Origin of the sequence: Kaistella solincola, from assembly GCF_000812875.1 — a bacterium.
Taxonomy (GTDB): Bacteria; Bacteroidota; Bacteroidia; order Flavobacteriales; family Weeksellaceae; genus Kaistella; species Kaistella solincola.
The window spans coordinates 129,789-147,032 of sequence record NZ_JSYK01000003.1; the positions used below are offsets into that span (position 1 = coordinate 129,789).

A 17,244-nucleotide genomic window follows, 5' to 3' on the forward strand; every position below is an offset into this window, starting at 1 on the left:
ATGGTGCCTAAAATATCAATAATAATTGGCAATTATAATAACGGTCACTATTTTATTGACGCGCATCGAAGTCTGGTGGAACAAACTTTTACGGAGTGGGAAGCCATTGTGATTGATGATGCCTCTACAGATGATTCCGTCTCAGTCATTCAGCAACTTATTTCGGGAGAAAGCCGCTTCAGGTTTTACCAAAATCCGGAAAACAGAGGATATCAGCGAACCGTAATTCGAGGGATTGAACTTGCACAGGCCGATATTTTTGGTCGGCTGGATCCGGATGACGTTCTTTATCCCAAAGCTTTGGAACTCTCCATAGAAGAACATTTGAAATATCCGGAAGTTGGCCTGGTTTATACTGATTTAACGGTGTGCGATGAAAGTCTCAGTGTCTTATACCACCACGAAAGTGTTCAAATTACCGACTTGAATGAGAAATATTTTCTCCTTGCGGGTGAAGTCGGTGCTTTTGCAACCTTTAAGAAACATTTTTATCAGAAAGCCGGCGGCTTCGACCCATCGGTAAAACGGGCTGAGGACATTGATATTTATATGAGGATGTGTGAAGTCGCGCCCGTAAAACGTCTTCCGCTGGCTTTATATTACTACCGTTTTCACAATACCAGCCTCTCAAAAATGGGTAATGGAGACCGCGCTTATTTTTGGCACTGGACGGCACTCATTAAAATGAGTGAACGCAGAGATCTAAATATTGAAGACACTTTTATAGAGCATGTTGCCTCGCGAGCTGAATTGGATTCATTCAGGAACAGAGTGAGTTCCCTTAAAAACTGGGTCGATAAAAATTACCTCCTCTCATTTTTAACAAATATTGCGGCCCGTTTCGGTTTTGATTATAAGAAAATGTAAGCGAAGATCAGGCGCATAATATCATACATAGCCTCTTTGCTTAGCGACTCCCAGGCATTATTCTTAATGGCTTTACATCTTACAATTTAGTTTGTTTAATTAATAAAATTTAATTCCTATATTTGTTTATAAGCGCTTCATTATCATAGGTCTTTCAGAATTAAAAAAAGGGATTCAAACATCCAGTCATTCTAAAATATCGCATGTGATGGATCGCTCCTAACACAAAATGATCGAAAATGAAAAAAAATTACTCTTTGCAGAAAGATCTGCAGTATAATGCTGTGCACCCCATTCTCAATTTAAGATTTGACAATTTGACGAAGGTGCTATGCCTTCTAGCTATCAAAAGGCAGGCTCTTATTCTTTAACGGAATTTAAATCCTAGTTATGGAAAAAGTTTCCGTCATTATCCCTATTTTTAATGCCGCCGCAACCTTGCACCGTTGCCTTGATTCTGTGCTCGCACAGGATCATACGTACTGGGAGCTCCTCCTTGTCGACGATGGTTCTACCGATGAATCGGCAGAGATATGCCGTACCTATGCTGCAGGTGACAGCAGGATTCGGTGTATCGAAAACGTAAATTCCGGTCCGTCAGTGGCGCGTAATCTGGGTCTGCAGAAGGCCACAGGTGATTATGTGTGTTTTGTGGATGCTGATGACTATGCACGGCGTGATTACATTTCAAAATTGTTGCTCCCTTTCCGCACCCTGCCCGTTCAAATGTCTGTCAGTGGCTATTACGAGGTTTCCCACCGGAATCCTTCTCCACGTCCAATTCACGATTTAAAAGCGATTAAAGATTTGTGTGTAGTTGAATCCTCTTTTTTTCAGCAGAAAGTGCCCTACGGTACCACCGGTGTCATTTGTGGCAAAATGTTTCTGGGGGAAGTCATCAGGACGCACAATTTGAAATTTAAATGCGATTTATTTCTCCAGGAAGATCTTATTTTTATATTAAAATATGCAAATATGATCACCAATGTCGCAATAATAGATGATTACCTGTATTATTATGACCGTTCCAATCCAAACAGTTTGAGTGCGGTGCGCGACGAAAAACTTTTAAAAAATTCCTTCCGCGCTGCGGAATATATAAGCCAAATATACAAACATGATGATGCTTCACTTATTCTAACATCACACCGCAGGTCAGCCATGCTGACGTTTTTTGATCACATAGCTGTAAAAGAAATTCCGGTCAGCGAAAAAAGAGAGGTGATAAGAAAGCAGTACCTCCGTCACCATCAGAAACTGACCTCCTTGCCTTGGGATTCATCAGGGATGAAGTTTACCCTTTTTCTTTTACATTATAATTTTGTGTACCTCTATATTATCTTCCGCAAAATACTGCGAAAAGAAAGGCGAATACGAGGGGTAATTTAAGAGCTTTTGTTTTTACGGTCAATTCCCGTCGAATAATTGAAGGATGAAGAGAAAATATTTAACTTTAGAGACTTAAATAAGGTAAAATTGATAATTAAAATTTCCGCCTTCTTCTGTCCTAAATTTTGAAATAATGAATACGTCTTCAGTTCCCGTTAGTGTCGTAATTATGACCCACCGCCACGAAAAATTTATAACTGAGGCTCTGGAAGGGGTTTTCCTACAACACTATGAGGGGCCACTGCAGGTAATTATTGTCAATGATGCTTCACCCGATGAAACGCATGAAATTATAGTGAACTTCTTAAAAAAAGAGCTTCCCCGCAATATCACCGTGGAGTACACGCGCCATGAGGAAAACAAAGGCATGATGGCAAATTTTGCCTGGGCTTTAAGGCAGACACGGGGTAAGTATACGGCATTTTGTGAAGGTGACGATTATTGGACAGATCCTCTTAAACTCCAACACCAGGTTGATTTTTTGGAAAATCATGCGGACTATTCTTTGGTATTTTCCAATACACGGATATTTCCAGAAACTAGCTGGACACATGCAGATATGGAAATGGAAATAGTGACTGAGGATCGACAATACCTACCGGAAGAAATTTTCGAGAAGTGGATAGTTCCTTTAAATACGGTGCTGTTCCGCAACGATTTAGAGGCTAAATTTTATGATCTCATTCTACACAATAAAAACCTTCTTTTTGGTGATATCGTTTTACTGCTTCATCTGGCTGAAAAAGGAAAAATTTTTGGTATGGCTGCATATACGGCGGTTTATCGGCGACATACAGGCAATGTAACTTCAAGTACTCAAAGCCACAACAGGCGGAATAAATTTAACCATTTGCAAGCGGTTATAAGAGCTTTCGGCAGTCGATATAAAACGCCCTTGGTTAAGAAGACGCTGGGTCGATATTCTAGATCCATAGCCACTCAATCTTATCACCAAGGTAGTTTCTCTGATGTGGCGAAATATCTTTATTGGGCTTTCCGGTATAATTTTAAAGAGGCGGCTCGACTGCTAAGAAATAATGTGCGACAACAAAAATCTTCAAACACGTCCACGCTTTAAAAGGAAGTCACTTGATTGCAACAAAAAAAATAGCTTTCAATTCTATTTCATCTACAGTTTATAAACACTATTTTTGCACTGATTTTTACATATGTTCTATAAGGTATTAATTTCGGATAAATTCAAAACAATTTCTCGACCTGGCAAAAAGGGATTCGTTCTAAATTTTTCCTCTTCCTTACTGGAAAACAAAAAAGGTCGAAAAATATAAAATCATAAGTCAGTAATTTCATGAAAAAAATACTCATTACCGGCGGCGCCGGCTTTATCGGCTCCAATTTGTGCGAATACTTTATTAACCAGGGCGCTCAGGTGACCTGTCTGGATAACTTTTCCACAGGCTTTCATCATAATATCGACCAATTAAAAACGAATCCCAACTTTAAACTCATTGAAGGTGATATCCGTAATTTTGAAACCTGCAAAAAAGCCGCTGAAGGACAGGATTATATTTTACACCAGGCGGCTCTTGGTTCGGTTCCACGGTCGATTAATGATCCTATTACGAGCAACGACGTCAATGTAGGCGGATTCCTCAATATGCTCGTGGCGGCGCGTGATGCGAAGGTCGAACGTTTTGTCTACGCGGCGAGTTCCTCAACTTATGGCGATTCAGAAGCTTTGCCAAAAATAGAAGATGTCATTGGTAAGCCACTTTCTCCCTATGCCATTACCAAATATGTGAATGAGCTCTATGCAGATGTTTTCAGCAAGACTTATGGTCTTGAAACGATCGGTCTGCGCTACTTCAATGTTTTCGGTCGCCGCCAAAACCCAGAGGGTGCCTACGCCGCGGTCATTCCTAAGTTTGTCATCCAGCTTATGAACCACGAAAGCCCTGTAATTAATGGTACAGGGGATTTTTCTCGTGATTTTACCTATATCGATAATGTAATTCAAATGAACTCGCTTGCCCTCTCTTCTGAGAATCCAAAGGCGGTCAATACGGTATACAACACTGCGGTTGGCGACCGTACCACTTTAAATATGCTGATTGAATATCTTAAGGAATTTTTATCGCTATACGATCCGGAAATTTCCGGGATTGAAAGCATCCATGGCCCTAATCGTGTGGGTGACATTCCGCACTCATTGGCTTCCGTGGAAAAGGCAAAACAACTTCTCGGGTATCATCCTTCTCATGATATTAAATCCGGTCTGAAAGAAGCGGTGAGTTGGTATTGGGATAATCTAAGATAAATATTGAAGAAGTTTACGTCCAGAAATAATAGTGACGCAGCTTTTAGCGAAAAGATGTTGAAGAAAATCGCAATGCTCTATCAGATTATTAGAAACAGTGGCAAACAGTGCAGATTTTTTGCCTGCTAAATCACTGTTTTTTCTGTTTTTCATTTATCCTCTGACTTAACCCATTTAACATAATAATTTTAAAAAAAAGGAAACAAATAGCACGAAAAATTTGATTAAAAAAAAATATGCGTACTTTTGCACCACTTTTAAAACAAGTTTACTTCATTTTTTTTGAATGAGTACTTGTAAACAGCAATACTGATGAAATACAAAATCGCAATAATTGGCTTAGGATATGTAGGCCTGCCTTTAGCCCGTCTCTTCGCCACCAAATATCCGGTCGTCGGCTTCGATATTAACCGAAAAAGAGTGGAGGAGCTGAATAATGGACATGATGATACTTTGGAAGTTTCCGACGATTTATTGACATCTGCTCTTGTTAATTCAAATCCGACATTCGACCAAAAAGGACTTTTTTGTTCCAGTGAGATGCAGGATATAGCAGATGCCAACATTTATATAATTACAGTCCCAACACCGGTGGATAAAAATAACCGCCCTGTGCTTACACCTTTAATAAAAGCAAGTGAAACGGTAGGGCAGGTTTTGAAAAAGAGAGATATCGTAGTTTACGAATCCACCGTTTACCCTGGTGCAACCGAGGAAGATTGCATTCCTGTCGTAGAAAAAACCTCCGGTCTCGTATTTAACGAGGATTTCTTCGCCGGTTATTCTCCGGAACGCATCAATCCGGGCGATAAGGAACATACCGTTGAAAAAATACTAAAAGTCACGGCTGGATCCACCCCAGAAATTGGAAAAATTGTTGATGCTTTATACAAATCGGTAATTACCGCCGGAACGCATTTGGCACCGAGCATTAAAGTGGCAGAAGCTGCAAAAGTCATTGAAAACTCCCAGCGAGACATCAATATTGCTTTTGTGAACGAACTTGCTAAGATTTTTAACTTGATGGACATCAATACCCATGACGTCTTAGAAGCTGCGGGCACCAAATGGAATTTCCTTCCTTTTAAACCTGGATTGGTGGGCGGACACTGCATCGGTGTCGACCCTTATTACCTGGCACAAAAAGCACAGGAATACGGCTACCACCCTGAAATTATTTTAGCAGGCAGACGGTTAAATGATTCTATGGGACAATATGTGGCGTCTCAAGTCGTAAAAAGCATGATTAGGAAAAACATTAATGTTAATGGAGCAAAAGTCCTCATGCTCGGTATTACTTTTAAGGAAAACTGCCCCGATGTTCGAAACACCAAGATCGTTGACGTTGTGTCTGCATTGAAAGATTACGGCATGGAAGTAACCATTTATGATCCCTGGGCGAATCCTGCAGAAGTGCTGCATGAATATGGCGTGACATGTCATTCTTACCTTGGCGAAGGACAAAAGTATGATGCCGTAGTTTTAGGAGTTGCGCACAACGAATTTTTAAAGTTAGATATCAATTCTTTAAAAAGTGAAAATTCGCTGGTGTTCGATGTAAAAGGGATATTGAAAAATGCAGATGCCACTCTATAGTAGTGTCGTCAGTATTAATTTTTCTCAACTAGAAGCTATTTTCGTAAGACTAGCTCGTCTATGAATTTATGTCATTAAAAAAGCAAGCCGTTTCCGGGCTGATCTGGACCTTTTTTGAACAGTTTGGTAGCGCTCTAGTTTCGTTCGCTATTAGTGTTTTACTCGCCAGGTTATTACAGCCATCAGATTTTGGTGTGATTGCACTTTTCCATGTAGTTACGGGCTTAGCCACAGTAATTATCGGTGGAGGTCTGGCAAGTAGTTTAATAAGAACAAACCTTGCAGATGAAAAGGATTATTCCACGGTTTTTATATTTAATATTGCATCAAGTTTTGTGCTGTATATTATAATCTATTTAACTGCGCCGTTTGTAGCAATGTTTTATAAATTAGAAATACTAACGAATATAATAAGGGTATACTGCATTATTTTAATTATTAATGCTTTTGTTACGGTTCAGAAAACTCATTTTATAAAAGAATTAAATTTTAAAATGGCATTTAAAATTCAATTGCCCTCACTTATTGTTGGTGGTGGTACAGGTGTTTTTTTAGCATACATAGGATTTGGAGTTTGGTCCTTAGTATATTCTGCAATTATACAAAGTTTAGTTTTTATGCTTCAGCACTGGTTTTATAGTGATTGGCGACCTAAAGTTATATTTGATAGGGAAAAATTTAAATACCATTTTAATTATGGATATAAAATTACCCTTGCAGCTATTCTGGAAATTCTTTTCAGCAACGTATATACTATTATTATTGGAAAGTACTTTTCAATACAACAGTTGGGTTATTATAATAGGGCGGATTCTTTAAAACAATTACCAGTTAGCAATTTATCTACTGCGCTCAATAAAGTGAGCTTTCCTTTGTTTGCAAAAATCAGTCATGATAATGTAAAATTAAAAGAAGTTTATCAGAAAATGATGGGTGTTGTAATATTTGTTATTGCACCGGTTTTAGCGTTAATGGTCGTTGCCGCAGAACCATTAATTCGGTTTCTGCTAACCGAAAAATGGCTGCCTGCCGTACCCTATTTTAAAATTCTATCTATTGCAGGGTTACTATATCCAATTAATGCCTACAATATGAATGTATTAAAGGTTAAGGGAAAAACAGATCTTTTTCTAAAATTAGAGATTATAAAAAAAATTCTAACCGTCGCTGTAGTATTTATTGCTTTAAAATTTGGTATTTATGGTTTGCTGTGGGGACAGGTATTTCTGTCAGTATTAGCATTATTTGTTAATTCTTTTTACACCGGAAAAATTTTAAAATATAATGTCTGGGCGCAAATTAACGATTTAGTGAAACCAATGTTTTTGGCAACTTTAGTAGGGGGATTGCTTTATTTAATAGATCAGATTTTATTATCAGATTTAAATGATCTTTTTAGACTGATTTTACTTACAGCAACTTACACGAGTATATACGGTGGCATCGCTTTCCTCTTTAAGTTCAAAGAAATAAGATTTATTAAAGAATTAATTGAGAAATGATCTGATCCAGCAAATATTTTTTACAATGACCACAGCTATCAGATGTTATATTTCTGACAAATTTTAATAGAAAAAGTTCATTAAAAAGGTATGTGAGCGTGGATGTAGTAATGCAATTTTCCTTGATTATAATCGTAAATAATCATATGCCGGTTGTAAACATAAGTGTTTGAAATTAATTAAAAAAAATTAGTGTTATGAAACCAAAAATTATAAATTTACCTAAGATCATTGATCCGCGAGGTAATCTATCATTTTTTGAGTACCCTAATCAGCTTCCTTTTGAAATCGCTCGCACGTATTGGATTTACGATGTGCCGGGGGGGGAATCACGAGGTAGCCATGCGTTTAAAGAACAACAGGAGTATATTATTGCACTCTCTGGAAGTTTTGATATTGTTTTGAATGACGGAGAAAAGGAAGAGCGTTTTACCTTAAACCGTTCCTATTATGGTTTATATATTCCTAAAATGCTTTGGCGTACAATTGAGAATTTTTCAACCAACTCACTGGCATTGATTGTTTCAGATAAAAATTTTGATGCAAACGACTACATTAGAGATTTTAGAGAATTTAAAAAGGTTAGAAATGGGAAATAACCCCAACGTTTTTGAATGTTCCGTTGTGGATCTGGCAAAAATAAATTTCAATGAGGGTAATCTTACGGTTATTGAAAATAACTCCAAATTTCCTTTTGCAGTAAAGCGGGTATTTTATTTATATGATATTGCGGGCGGTGAAAGTCGTGGCGCGCATGCGCATAAGGAATGCCACCAATTTCTTATTGCTGCATCAGGAAGTTTTGAGGTATCATTAGATGATGGTAAATTTAAAAGACAGGTTTTCTTGAACCGGCCTGATGTAGGGCTGCATGTTCCGCCTGGCGTCTGGGCTTCTGAAGTTAATTTTTCTTCAGGTGCAATCTGTTTAGTTTTGGCTTCGCATACCTATAATGAAGCGGACTACCTTAGAAACTACGATGATTTTTTAAATTATATTGATGAGTGAAATTCATCATTTATCTGACGTCACTCTCAAAATATAGGACAAAAAGCTATCGTCTGGCAATATACGATTATTTTAAAAGACGCGGTGATTGGTGACAATTGCAACATCAATTGTCAAGTATTCATTGAGAATGATGTTATTATCGGTGATAATTTAACCATTAAACCCGGCGTACAAGTTTGGGATGGCTTAAGAATTGAAGATAATGTTTTTATTGAACCTAATGTAACATTTACCAATGATCGATATCCTCGTTCAAAACAGCATTTTGTTGATTTTCAAAAAACGTTCATTAAAAGAGGTGCTAGTATTGGCGCAAATGCAACAGTCTAAGGTGGATTTATCATTGGAGAAAATGCCCTTATTGGAGCAGGAAGTGTGGTAACTAAAGATGTTACACCAAATGAATTATGGATCGGTAATCCTGCAAAAAAAATTAGAAATATATAAATATGATTAAGTTTTTAGATTTACAGAAAATAAATTTAGTTCATCAACAGGAAATTGAAGAAAAACTTATCCAAGTTTTCCGCAGTGGTTGGTACCTACTAGGTAATGAAGTTAAAAACTTTGAAACCAGTTTAGTCAACTATGTGGGTTCACCACATGCAATTGGCGTAGCAAATGGTTTAGATGCTCTTCGATTAATTTTTAGAGCTTATTTGGAAATTGAACAATTAAAAGAAGGAGATGAGGTCATTGTTCCTGCCAATACATATATCGCTTCGATTCTAGCCGTTACCGATAATCGGTTAAAACCTGTATTTGCAGAGCCAGAGATTCGAAATTATAATCTCAATATTTCGAAAATTGAAGCGTTAATCACGCCGAAAACAAAAGCCATCATGGTAGTGCATTTATACGGGCAGGTTTGCTGGTCACAAGAATTGGAAACTTTGGCAAAAAAATACAATTTAAAAATTATTGAAGACAATGCCCAGTCGATAGGTGCAGAATGGAATGGCATTAAATCTGGAAATTTAGGAGATGCGGCGGGTTTTAGTTTTTACCCAGGTAAAAATTTAGGCGCTTTAGGAGATAGTGGAGCGGTAACTTGTAAGGATTCGCTTTTGGCTAAGACCATTCGGACTTTAGCTAATTACGGCTCACAGGAAAAATATGTGAATGAATTTCAAGGCTTGAATAGCCGCTTGGATGAAATACAGGCAGCAGTTCTAGATATCAAAATGAAATACATCGATTCTGAAAATGACAGAAGGCGGGATATTGCAGAAAAGTATATTTCAAACATTACGAATTCGAAAATTATTTTACCCCTATTGCCAACGGCGTCCAAAGAACATGTTTGGCATCTTTTCGTTATCAGGACCGACAAAAGAGATGAATTGCAAAAATATCTTTTAGAGAATAGAGTGCAGACATTAATTCATTACCCCATTCCTCCCCATAAACAGAAGGCATATACATATTACAATCATCTTAGTTTTCCCGTTACGGAGCTAATTCATAATGAAGTTTTAAGTTTACCAATAAGCCCAGTAATGGATATTGATGAGGTGCAAAGAGTCATTAAGATGGTAAATGAATTTTAACTTTTACGGAATTAAAGTATCTAATTCGTTATGGAGAAAATTTTACAAACGGTTTGCATAGCGGGGAAAAATAATATCGCTGTTAATATTGCTAAACATATTCTTGTCAACTACAAAGAAATTGAGCTTGTCGCAATCTTTAATATAAATGATACTGGGGAAAATACCTTCCAGAGGTCTTTCAAACGATTCTGTGCGCAAAATAATATTAAAGAGGTATCATTAGATATGATTTGTGACGATAGTAATTTATTATTTCTGAGTCTAGAATATGATAAGATTATCAGGCCACAATTCTTCGCCAGTGATCGGTTGTTCAATATTCACTTTTCGGCTTTACCTAAATATAAAGGGATGTACACTTCAGCTTTACCAATTTTACATGGAGAGCAAGAATCTGGCGTCACTTTACACAAAATAGAGCGAGGAATAGATACAGGAGACATTGTTTGCCAACACATTTTTAAAATTGATCCTCAATTAAATGCTGAAGCGTTGTACCTCCTTTATATAAATTATGGAACTGAATTAATTTTAAATAAATTAAATGAATTAATTGCAAATACCTGCTCTGCTCTGCCGCAACCTGCTTTTGATTCTACTTATTTCTCTAAAAAAGTTATCGATTACAATAATATTAAAATTAATTTGTTTAGTACCGCCAGCCAAATTCTCCGACAAGTTAACGCTTTTGCATTTCCTCAATACCAATTACCTGAGATTAATAGCGTGAAAGTTTATAAAGCGAAAATTTCTGAAGAGAAAAGTATGCACAAGTGGGGATTTGTCGAAGAAGAGAACGATTTTTATTTTAAGATCGCCACAATGGACTATGATGTTTTTTTATTCAAAGACCGTCGTGAAAAATTGTTTGAAATTGCAGAACATGGAAATATTGACGCTTTTAATAAATTTTACTGTAGTGGTTATGATATCCGGCAGCGTTCCCAAAGGGGTTGGGATATCGCTATAATTGCAGCTTATTACGGTAAATTTGAATTTCTTGATTATTTAGTTCGTAATATAGGTTGGGATATAAACACTTATAATAATAACGGTACTACTTTATCGATGTACATCATGACCGAGGTCTCAAAATCTGATAATGTACTTTATTTAAAAAAATTCATTACTGAAAATCAGATTGATGTAAATCATGTTGATTTTGATGGAGTATCACTGATGACATATGCGAAGAAATACGGAAATAATAACGTAATAGAATTATTGAATAGTTTTAGCAATCGGATTTCTGAAATTACCTAAAATATTGATAACCGATCATAATCTAATGGAAAGAGAGAATTAAATAGGTAGCAAAAAAACTAGAATATTTATTTAAAATACCTGTTTAAAAAAAATCTAATATTAATGGAAAATTACCGCAAAAAAATTTAATTTCCACTCTGTGCCATTAATTTTTAGAAGGAATTGGATAAAATGTTAACTATAGATAAAATTTGTATGATGTATAAAATAAGATTAAAAATAAATTAAATTTATAGAAAATTGAAAGACGCCTTAGTGACAATAATTGTAATAACTTACAACTCTGAAAAATACGTTTTGGAAACGCTTGAAAGTGCACGAGACCAGACCTACCAGAATATTGAACTTGTTATTGCGGATGACGGGTCCACCGATAACACTATTGAAATATGCAGAAAGTGGTTATTAGACAATAAACAAAGATTTTTAGGATCTAAAATAGTTACCACACCAGTGAATACCGGAATTTCCGCGAATTGCAACAGAGGATTGCAGGCATCGTCCGGCGATTGGATTAAGTTTATAGCCGGAGATGATATGTTGCGCACTCATTGTATTCGGACCTATATAGATTATATAGCGGCTCACTCCGATTGCAATTTTCTACATTCAAAAGTTCAGAAATATATGGAAGTCTTTTCTGAAGAGACTATAATACCAAAAAAAAATACTGAAAAACTGCAGCTTAATCGCAATGATATTTCTGCGGAAGAACAATTCCAGATATTATTGCGATTTAATGGAGTGAACGCTCCATCGACTTTTATTTCTAAAAAAGTGTTCGAGATTGTTGGAAATTTTAACGAATGTTTTAAAATGTGGGAAGATAGACCGATGTGGTTAGCGATAACAAACGGAGGGATAAGATTGGATTTTATGGATACAATAACGGTAAACTATCGTGTCCATATGGATTCAGCGACTTTTTATAGAAGACCCAATACTATTTTTACGGACTCCCAAATTCAGAAAGAAATGTTTTTATTAAAATACTCTAGGAATTTTGGTCTGATAGAAAGAGTATTGAAATGGATAAATTTTAAAAGAAAAATACTCTTTCAAAAAATAGGTTTAAATAATTCATCTAATTTTGCAAAACGGCTCAATTTACTAACAGGATTTATACTGGATTATAGTATTGCAAGGATTAACGAAAAGTATAAATAAGGTCAATAATTGGCATTTAACTTAAACTTTATTTATTCCATATTCGTGAATCATCGAGTATGTTTACAACTATAATGCATTAATGACGCAAAAGCACCTTGTCATTATTGCGTAAAGATTAAATATTAAAAATTTCGTTAAACGTACGATGAACTAAATTCTATTTGGGGGATAGGAAGTTCGCCAACATTTATAATATAAATGAAATGCATTTTGGACACTACATATTTTAAATATAAAAGCAATGAAAATAGGTATACAAAGTAGTACAAAAGGATTTTGTAAAAAATGGATTGAATATTGTGAAGATAACGATATTCATTATAAGCTTATAAATGTTTATCAAAATAATGTAATTGACCAATTAAAAGATTGTGACGCTTTTATGTGGCATCATGATCATTTAAGCAAAAAAGATAATCAACTCGCAAAGCGCATGCTTACTGCTTTGGAGCATTCGGGAAAAGTATGTTTTCCCTCTATTTATGAAAATTGGCATTATGACGATAAACTTGCCCAAAAATATTTGTTGGAAGCGATTAATGCGCCTCTCATTCCTTCTTATTTATTTTATGAAAAACGAAGCTTTAGATTGGGCTAGGGCGAGTACATTTCCTAAAATCTTTAAATTGACTGGAGGTGCCGGTTCCAGCAATGTTAAGTTGATCAAAAACCAACAGCAAGCTAATGAAATTATTCGGAAAGCGTTTGGAAAAGGTCATAGTATTTTTGACCAAAGAAAATATATTCTTCAAGAAGGTATTTCAAAATATCGAAAAAATAAATCTGTGATTTCTTTATTTAAAAGTTTTTACCGTTCATTAAAACCTGTAAATAAAGATTGGGTTAATCATATAGAAAAAGACTATGTGTACTTTCAGGAATTTATGCCTGGTAATGATTATGACAGCAGAATAATTGTAGTGAATCAAAATAAAGTATTTGGTTACAAAAGATTTAATAGGGAAAAAGATTTTAGAGCTTCTGGGAGTGGTAATTTTGAACATTATCACCCTCAAAATGTAGATGAAAGAGTATTGAAGATTGCTTTGGAAATAGCTCGAAAGCTTAAAATGAATAGTGTTGCGTATGATTTTATTTACGATAAAGATGATCAACCTATTATTATTGAAATAACTTTCGCATACGGTACGAAAGGTGCCAACAAAAGTCCAGGTTATTGGGATGAGAATTTGGAATGGCATGACGGAATTTTGGATAAATTCCCATATTGGATGGTCGAACAGATTATAAAAAAAGTTAACAATAGAAAGTAAGGCATGCAAATCAAAACAATCACCTGTCATGAAGTATATAATCACGGGGCTACACTGCAGGAATACGCTTTGCTTAAGCATCTAAATAAGTTGGGACATGATGCGGAAGTGATTCATTATAAACCACCGTATCTTTCCGCTCATTTCAACCTTACAGCTATAGGTAATTCTAAGTTCAACCTACCTCTCATTAAAGAATTGTATGTCCTGGTAAAACTCCCTAAAAGGGTTAGAATGCTGAAACGTAAAAAAGCCTTTGATGCATTTCATAGCAAATATATTCCTACAGCAAAGCAATTATATACTTCGAACGAAGAATTGAAGAATGATTTACCCAATGCAGATGCTTTTATTTGTGGTAGTGACCAAATTTGGAACTCTTTTTTCCAAAACGGAAAAGATCCGGCATTTTATCTCAATTTCGTGCCGGATGAAAAATTGAAAATCTCTTATGCTGCTTCCTTCGCTATTGATGAATTAGAAAATGAAGTAAAACCTTTGGTACGGGATAATGTAAAACGTTTAAATGCGGTTGGAGTACGGGAAACTTCAGGAATCCGTATATTAAATGATTTAGGAATCACCGCGGCAACACAGGTTCTTGATCCTGTTTTTTTATTGGATAAAGACCATTGGGAAAAATTTACTTTCCCCATAAAAGAAAAATTTATATTTGTTTATGATTTTGACTCTAATCCGTTAATCAAAGAAATCGCCTTAAAACTTCAGAAAGAAAACGGTTACGCCATTTACTCTGTTAACTCAAATGTGGATTATGCCGACAAAAATTTCTATTTAGAAGGGCCAGAGACATTTTTAAGTCTCGTCTCGCAATCTCAATTAAATATTACCAACTCTTTCCATTCCGTGGCATTTTCTTTAATTTTTAATCAGCAGCTGGTGGTTGTAAATCGGGAGGAAAAAATCAATACGCGTATGCGGGATTTACTAGGGTTGTTTGATTTGGATGACTATCTGATTTCCAGTTACCAGGATTTCACATTATGGAAAAAAATAGATTACAGTGTATCCAATCCATTTATTCAGCAAAAGATAGAGGAGTCTAAACAGTTCTTAATTCAATCATTACGATAATGATTAAAATACTTTTTTTTATCGAGTCGCTTGAACATGGTGGTGCTGAGAAGAGTCTTGTAACTTTACTGAAGCATTTAGATTTTTCCAAATATGAAATTGAAATCTCTACGATAAAAAAAGAAGGGGCACTGAAAAATCAACTGCCTCCCGAGGTAACTTTTACCCATATGAAATTTAATTTTAGTATGATTAGCAAATTAAAATTTCAATTATATAAAAAATTTTTAACAAAACGCCACAATGCCCAGTACTTTTGGAAAGCGTATCAAAGTGATATACCAGCTTCCCAAAAGACCTATGATGTCGCGGTAGGGTGGGGACAAGGGTTCGCCACCTATTACGTTGCTGAAAAGGTTCCTGCAAAAAAGAAAATCGCTTGGGTAAATACCAATTATGATGAAGCAGGCTATATATTTTCCCACGATGAACCGCTCTATTCCACTTATGATAAAATTAATGGAGTTTCCTCTTTTGCAGTGGATATAATGCGAAATTATATCGATGGTGATAAATTGATACAGATTAATAATATAATTGATGAGGCCGAGGTTCTTGCAAAAAGTAAATTAAAATGTCCAATAGAATTTGATAATACTATATTTAATATTGTTTCAGTTGGGAGATTAGCTAAACCAAAAGCTTTCGAAATCAGTTTACAGGCCGCCAAATTATTGAAAGATCGAAAGGTGAAATTTCAGTGGTATATTGTTGGTGATGGCTCGGAAAGAGAATTTTTAGAAACTTTGCGAAGAGATTTATCAGTAGAAAATGAAATTACTTTTGTAGGATTTGATACAAATCCCTACACATATATGCAACAGGCTGATCTATATGTTCAAACCTCTCGCTTTGAAGGTTTGGGCCGCACTTTAATTGAAGCTGCAATTTTGAAAAAACCAATTGTGGTCACAGATTTTGATACGGCTTTTTCTTTAGTAGATCAATACAAAACAGGGATTATTACTCAAAAGGACCCTGCTGCCGTCGCTGACGCAATTTATAAATTATATGAAAATAGACACCTCTATTTAAAAATGGTATCAGCTCTCGACTCCAGGGCTGAAAATAGGGCAGATTCAGTAACCAAAAAGTTCGATGATCTAATTGTAGATTTATGCGAAAAATAAAACTTCTCTACATTACGAACGGCATTAACGGCGCAGGCGGCCTCGAGCGGGTGCTCTCTATAAAAGGCTCTTACCTCGCGGAGAATTATAATTATGAGGTCACCATTCTATCCTTAAATGATAATCACCAAAATCCGTTTTATATCTTCAGTAACCGGATTAAAATGCATTCGATTTCCGTTAAAGGCAATCCAATTCAATATCTTTCCGCCTATAAAAAAGGCGTACAAAATATAGTGACGGAATTGCACCCTGATATTATTTCGGTTTGCGACGACGGTTTAAAAGGGTTTTTTGTTCCAAGTCTAATCAAAACACCTGCAAAAATTATTTATGAACGGCATGCCTCCATTCGATTAAATACAGGTAAAGGAATAATTGGTAAGATTTCGGCCTGGATAATGAAAAAACAATCATCCAAATTCGATCGGTTCGTCGTCTTAACTCCCACCAACATCAACGAATGGTCAGGCAGTAATATTATTGCCATTCCCAATCCGCTGAGTTTTAATCCCACGGCGAGCAGCTCCCTGGATCAGAGGAAAATAATTGTGGTGGGTTCTCATTCTTACCATAAAGGATTTGATAGTTTAGTCGAAATTTGGAAAAATATAGAATTAAAATTTCCCAAATGGGAATTACATGTGTACGGGAAAATAGATGAGGATCAGACCTATGTTAAACAGGCTGAAGCTTTACATCTCCAGCATGTTCATTTCCATAATCCGGTGAAAGATATTCAAAAAGAATATTTAAACTCCTCCATCATGCTGTTGCCTTCCCGGTCGGAAGGATTCGGCATGGTGCTGATTGAGGCGATGGCCTGTGGCGTTCCCTGTATTTCTTTTGACTGTCCTTCAGGGCCCAGAGATATTATCACAGACGGCGAAGATGGTTTTATTATTGAAGATCAACACAAATTTGCTTTTGAACAGGCAGTTGAAAAGCTCATTAAAGATGACCAGCTGCGGAAAAAATTGGGCGCTCAGGCAAAAATTAATGCGCAGGAATATACAGTTAATCTGATAGTAGAAAGATGGAATAATCTCTTTCAATCTCTTCTAAACAAGCAGAGTAATCAACTCCAATAAAAAATCTCTATTTTTGCCGAAG

Annotated in this window: 17 protein-coding genes and 1 pseudogene; all 18 read left to right on the forward strand. The window is 36.0% G+C overall.

Translation table 11 applies throughout. The features are described from left to right. The 18 genes and pseudogenes from OA84_RS04645 (at position 1) to OA84_RS04720 (ending at position 17,222) form a co-directional block, all read left to right on the forward strand. Positions 1–867 carry a glycosyltransferase family 2 protein gene (locus OA84_RS04645; RefSeq protein ID WP_039343161.1) on the forward strand — a complete coding sequence of 289 codons (867 nt, stop codon included), beginning with the start codon at positions 1–3 and terminating at the stop codon, positions 865–867. A gap of 390 nt (positions 868–1,257) precedes the next feature. Further along, positions 1,258–2,256: a glycosyltransferase family 2 protein gene (locus tag OA84_RS11160; RefSeq protein WP_052252115.1), complete on the forward strand. Its 999-nt coding sequence runs from the start codon at positions 1,258–1,260 to the stop codon at positions 2,254–2,256. 133 nt (positions 2,257–2,389) lie between these two features. Beyond that, a complete protein-coding gene (locus OA84_RS11165; protein ID WP_052252116.1) occupies positions 2,390–3,334 on the forward strand; it encodes a glycosyltransferase in 945 nt (314 codons plus the stop codon). Between the two features lie 231 nt (positions 3,335–3,565). Continuing rightward, entirely contained in the window at positions 3,566–4,534 is a 969-nt protein-coding gene (locus OA84_RS04660) for an SDR family oxidoreductase (RefSeq protein WP_039343164.1), read from the forward strand. Positions 4,535–4,846: 312 nt separating this feature from the next. Then, positions 4,847–6,130 carry a nucleotide sugar dehydrogenase gene (locus OA84_RS04665; RefSeq protein ID WP_039343167.1) on the forward strand — a complete coding sequence of 428 codons (1,284 nt, stop codon included), beginning with the start codon at positions 4,847–4,849 and terminating at the stop codon, positions 6,128–6,130. Positions 6,131–6,198: 68 nt separating this feature from the next. Beyond that, positions 6,199–7,632, forward strand: coding sequence for a lipopolysaccharide biosynthesis protein (locus OA84_RS04670; RefSeq protein WP_039343169.1), 1,434 nt, complete (start codon positions 6,199–6,201; stop codon positions 7,630–7,632). Positions 7,633–7,829: 197 nt separating this feature from the next. After that, positions 7,830–8,231: a sugar 3,4-ketoisomerase gene (locus OA84_RS04675; RefSeq protein WP_039343174.1), complete on the forward strand. Its 402-nt coding sequence runs from the start codon at positions 7,830–7,832 to the stop codon at positions 8,229–8,231. Continuing rightward, complete coding sequence (locus tag OA84_RS04680; RefSeq protein ID WP_039343177.1) at positions 8,221–8,640, forward strand: sugar 3,4-ketoisomerase; 420 nt, start codon at positions 8,221–8,223, stop codon at positions 8,638–8,640. The genes OA84_RS04675 and OA84_RS04680 overlap by 11 nt, the downstream gene beginning before the upstream one ends. Before the next feature lie 84 nt (positions 8,641–8,724). Further along, positions 8,725–8,829: pseudogene (locus OA84_RS11540) on the forward strand (N-acetyltransferase); the annotation flags it as partial. A gap of 49 nt (positions 8,830–8,878) precedes the next feature. Further along, a complete protein-coding gene (locus tag OA84_RS11545; protein ID WP_233701821.1) occupies positions 8,879–9,025 on the forward strand; it encodes a hypothetical protein in 147 nt (48 codons plus the stop codon). A 67-nt stretch (positions 9,026–9,092) separates the two neighbouring features. Next, positions 9,093–10,193 (forward strand): DegT/DnrJ/EryC1/StrS family aminotransferase, encoded by a 1,101-nt coding sequence (locus tag OA84_RS04690; protein WP_039343180.1) that lies wholly within the window; start codon positions 9,093–9,095, stop codon positions 10,191–10,193. 30 nt (positions 10,194–10,223) lie between these two features. Beyond that, on the forward strand, positions 10,224–11,459 hold the full coding sequence (locus tag OA84_RS04695) for a formyltransferase family protein (RefSeq protein ID WP_052252117.1): 1,236 nt from the start codon (positions 10,224–10,226) through the stop codon (positions 11,457–11,459). A 243-nt stretch (positions 11,460–11,702) separates the two neighbouring features. After that, positions 11,703–12,629 carry a glycosyltransferase family 2 protein gene (locus OA84_RS04700; RefSeq protein WP_052252118.1) on the forward strand — a complete coding sequence of 309 codons (927 nt, stop codon included), beginning with the start codon at positions 11,703–11,705 and terminating at the stop codon, positions 12,627–12,629. Positions 12,630–12,873: 244 nt separating this feature from the next. Further along, positions 12,874–13,230, forward strand: a complete 357-nt coding sequence (locus OA84_RS11485; RefSeq protein ID WP_052252119.1) for a hypothetical protein — start codon at positions 12,874–12,876, stop codon at positions 13,228–13,230. Continuing rightward, positions 13,202–13,906 carry an ATP-grasp domain-containing protein gene (locus OA84_RS04705; protein ID WP_052252120.1) on the forward strand — a complete coding sequence of 235 codons (705 nt, stop codon included), beginning with the start codon at positions 13,202–13,204 and terminating at the stop codon, positions 13,904–13,906. Before OA84_RS11485 ends, OA84_RS04705 begins: the two co-directional genes overlap by 29 nt. Before the next feature lie 3 nt (positions 13,907–13,909). Next, entirely contained in the window at positions 13,910–15,001 is a 1,092-nt protein-coding gene (locus tag OA84_RS04710) for a polysaccharide pyruvyl transferase family protein (RefSeq protein ID WP_039343182.1), read from the forward strand. After that, entirely contained in the window at positions 15,001–16,131 is a 1,131-nt protein-coding gene (locus tag OA84_RS04715; RefSeq protein WP_039343185.1) for a glycosyltransferase, read from the forward strand. The genes OA84_RS04710 and OA84_RS04715 overlap by 1 nt, the downstream gene beginning before the upstream one ends. Then, positions 16,119–17,222 carry a glycosyltransferase family 4 protein gene (locus OA84_RS04720; protein WP_052252121.1) on the forward strand — a complete coding sequence of 368 codons (1,104 nt, stop codon included), beginning with the start codon at positions 16,119–16,121 and terminating at the stop codon, positions 17,220–17,222. Before OA84_RS04715 ends, OA84_RS04720 begins: the two co-directional genes overlap by 13 nt. Positions 17,223–17,244: the final 22 nt, after the last annotated feature.

Excerpts from the sequence above, each read along its gene's own strand:
- OA84_RS11545 (WP_233701821.1), top strand. The coding sequence starts at position 8,879 with ATGATCGATATCCTCGTTCAAAACAGCATTTTGTTGATTTTCAAAAAA.
- OA84_RS04710 (WP_039343182.1), top strand. The coding sequence starts at position 13,910 with ATGCAAATCAAAACAATCACCTGTCATGAAGTATATAATCACGGGGCT.
- OA84_RS04690 (WP_039343180.1), top strand. The coding sequence starts at position 9,093 with ATGATTAAGTTTTTAGATTTACAGAAAATAAATTTAGTTCATCAACAG.
- OA84_RS11160 (WP_052252115.1), top strand. The coding sequence starts at position 1,258 with ATGGAAAAAGTTTCCGTCATTATCCCTATTTTTAATGCCGCCGCAACC.
- OA84_RS04665 (WP_039343167.1), top strand. The coding sequence starts at position 4,847 with ATGAAATACAAAATCGCAATAATTGGCTTAGGATATGTAGGCCTGCCT.
- OA84_RS11485 (WP_052252119.1), top strand. The coding sequence starts at position 12,874 with ATGAAAATAGGTATACAAAGTAGTACAAAAGGATTTTGTAAAAAATGG.
- OA84_RS04660 (WP_039343164.1), top strand. The coding sequence starts at position 3,566 with ATGAAAAAAATACTCATTACCGGCGGCGCCGGCTTTATCGGCTCCAAT.
- OA84_RS11165 (WP_052252116.1), top strand. The coding sequence starts at position 2,390 with ATGAATACGTCTTCAGTTCCCGTTAGTGTCGTAATTATGACCCACCGC.
- OA84_RS04715 (WP_039343185.1), top strand. The coding sequence starts at position 15,001 with ATGATTAAAATACTTTTTTTTATCGAGTCGCTTGAACATGGTGGTGCT.
- OA84_RS04670 (WP_039343169.1), top strand. The coding sequence starts at position 6,199 with ATGTCATTAAAAAAGCAAGCCGTTTCCGGGCTGATCTGGACCTTTTTT.
- OA84_RS04645 (WP_039343161.1), top strand. The coding sequence starts at position 1 with ATGGTGCCTAAAATATCAATAATAATTGGCAATTATAATAACGGTCAC.
- OA84_RS04720 (WP_052252121.1), top strand. The coding sequence starts at position 16,119 with ATGCGAAAAATAAAACTTCTCTACATTACGAACGGCATTAACGGCGCA.
- OA84_RS04680 (WP_039343177.1), top strand. The coding sequence starts at position 8,221 with ATGGGAAATAACCCCAACGTTTTTGAATGTTCCGTTGTGGATCTGGCA.
- OA84_RS04675 (WP_039343174.1), top strand. The coding sequence starts at position 7,830 with ATGAAACCAAAAATTATAAATTTACCTAAGATCATTGATCCGCGAGGT.
- OA84_RS04695 (WP_052252117.1), top strand. The coding sequence starts at position 10,224 with ATGGAGAAAATTTTACAAACGGTTTGCATAGCGGGGAAAAATAATATC.
- OA84_RS04705 (WP_052252120.1), top strand. The coding sequence starts at position 13,202 with ATGAAAAACGAAGCTTTAGATTGGGCTAGGGCGAGTACATTTCCTAAA.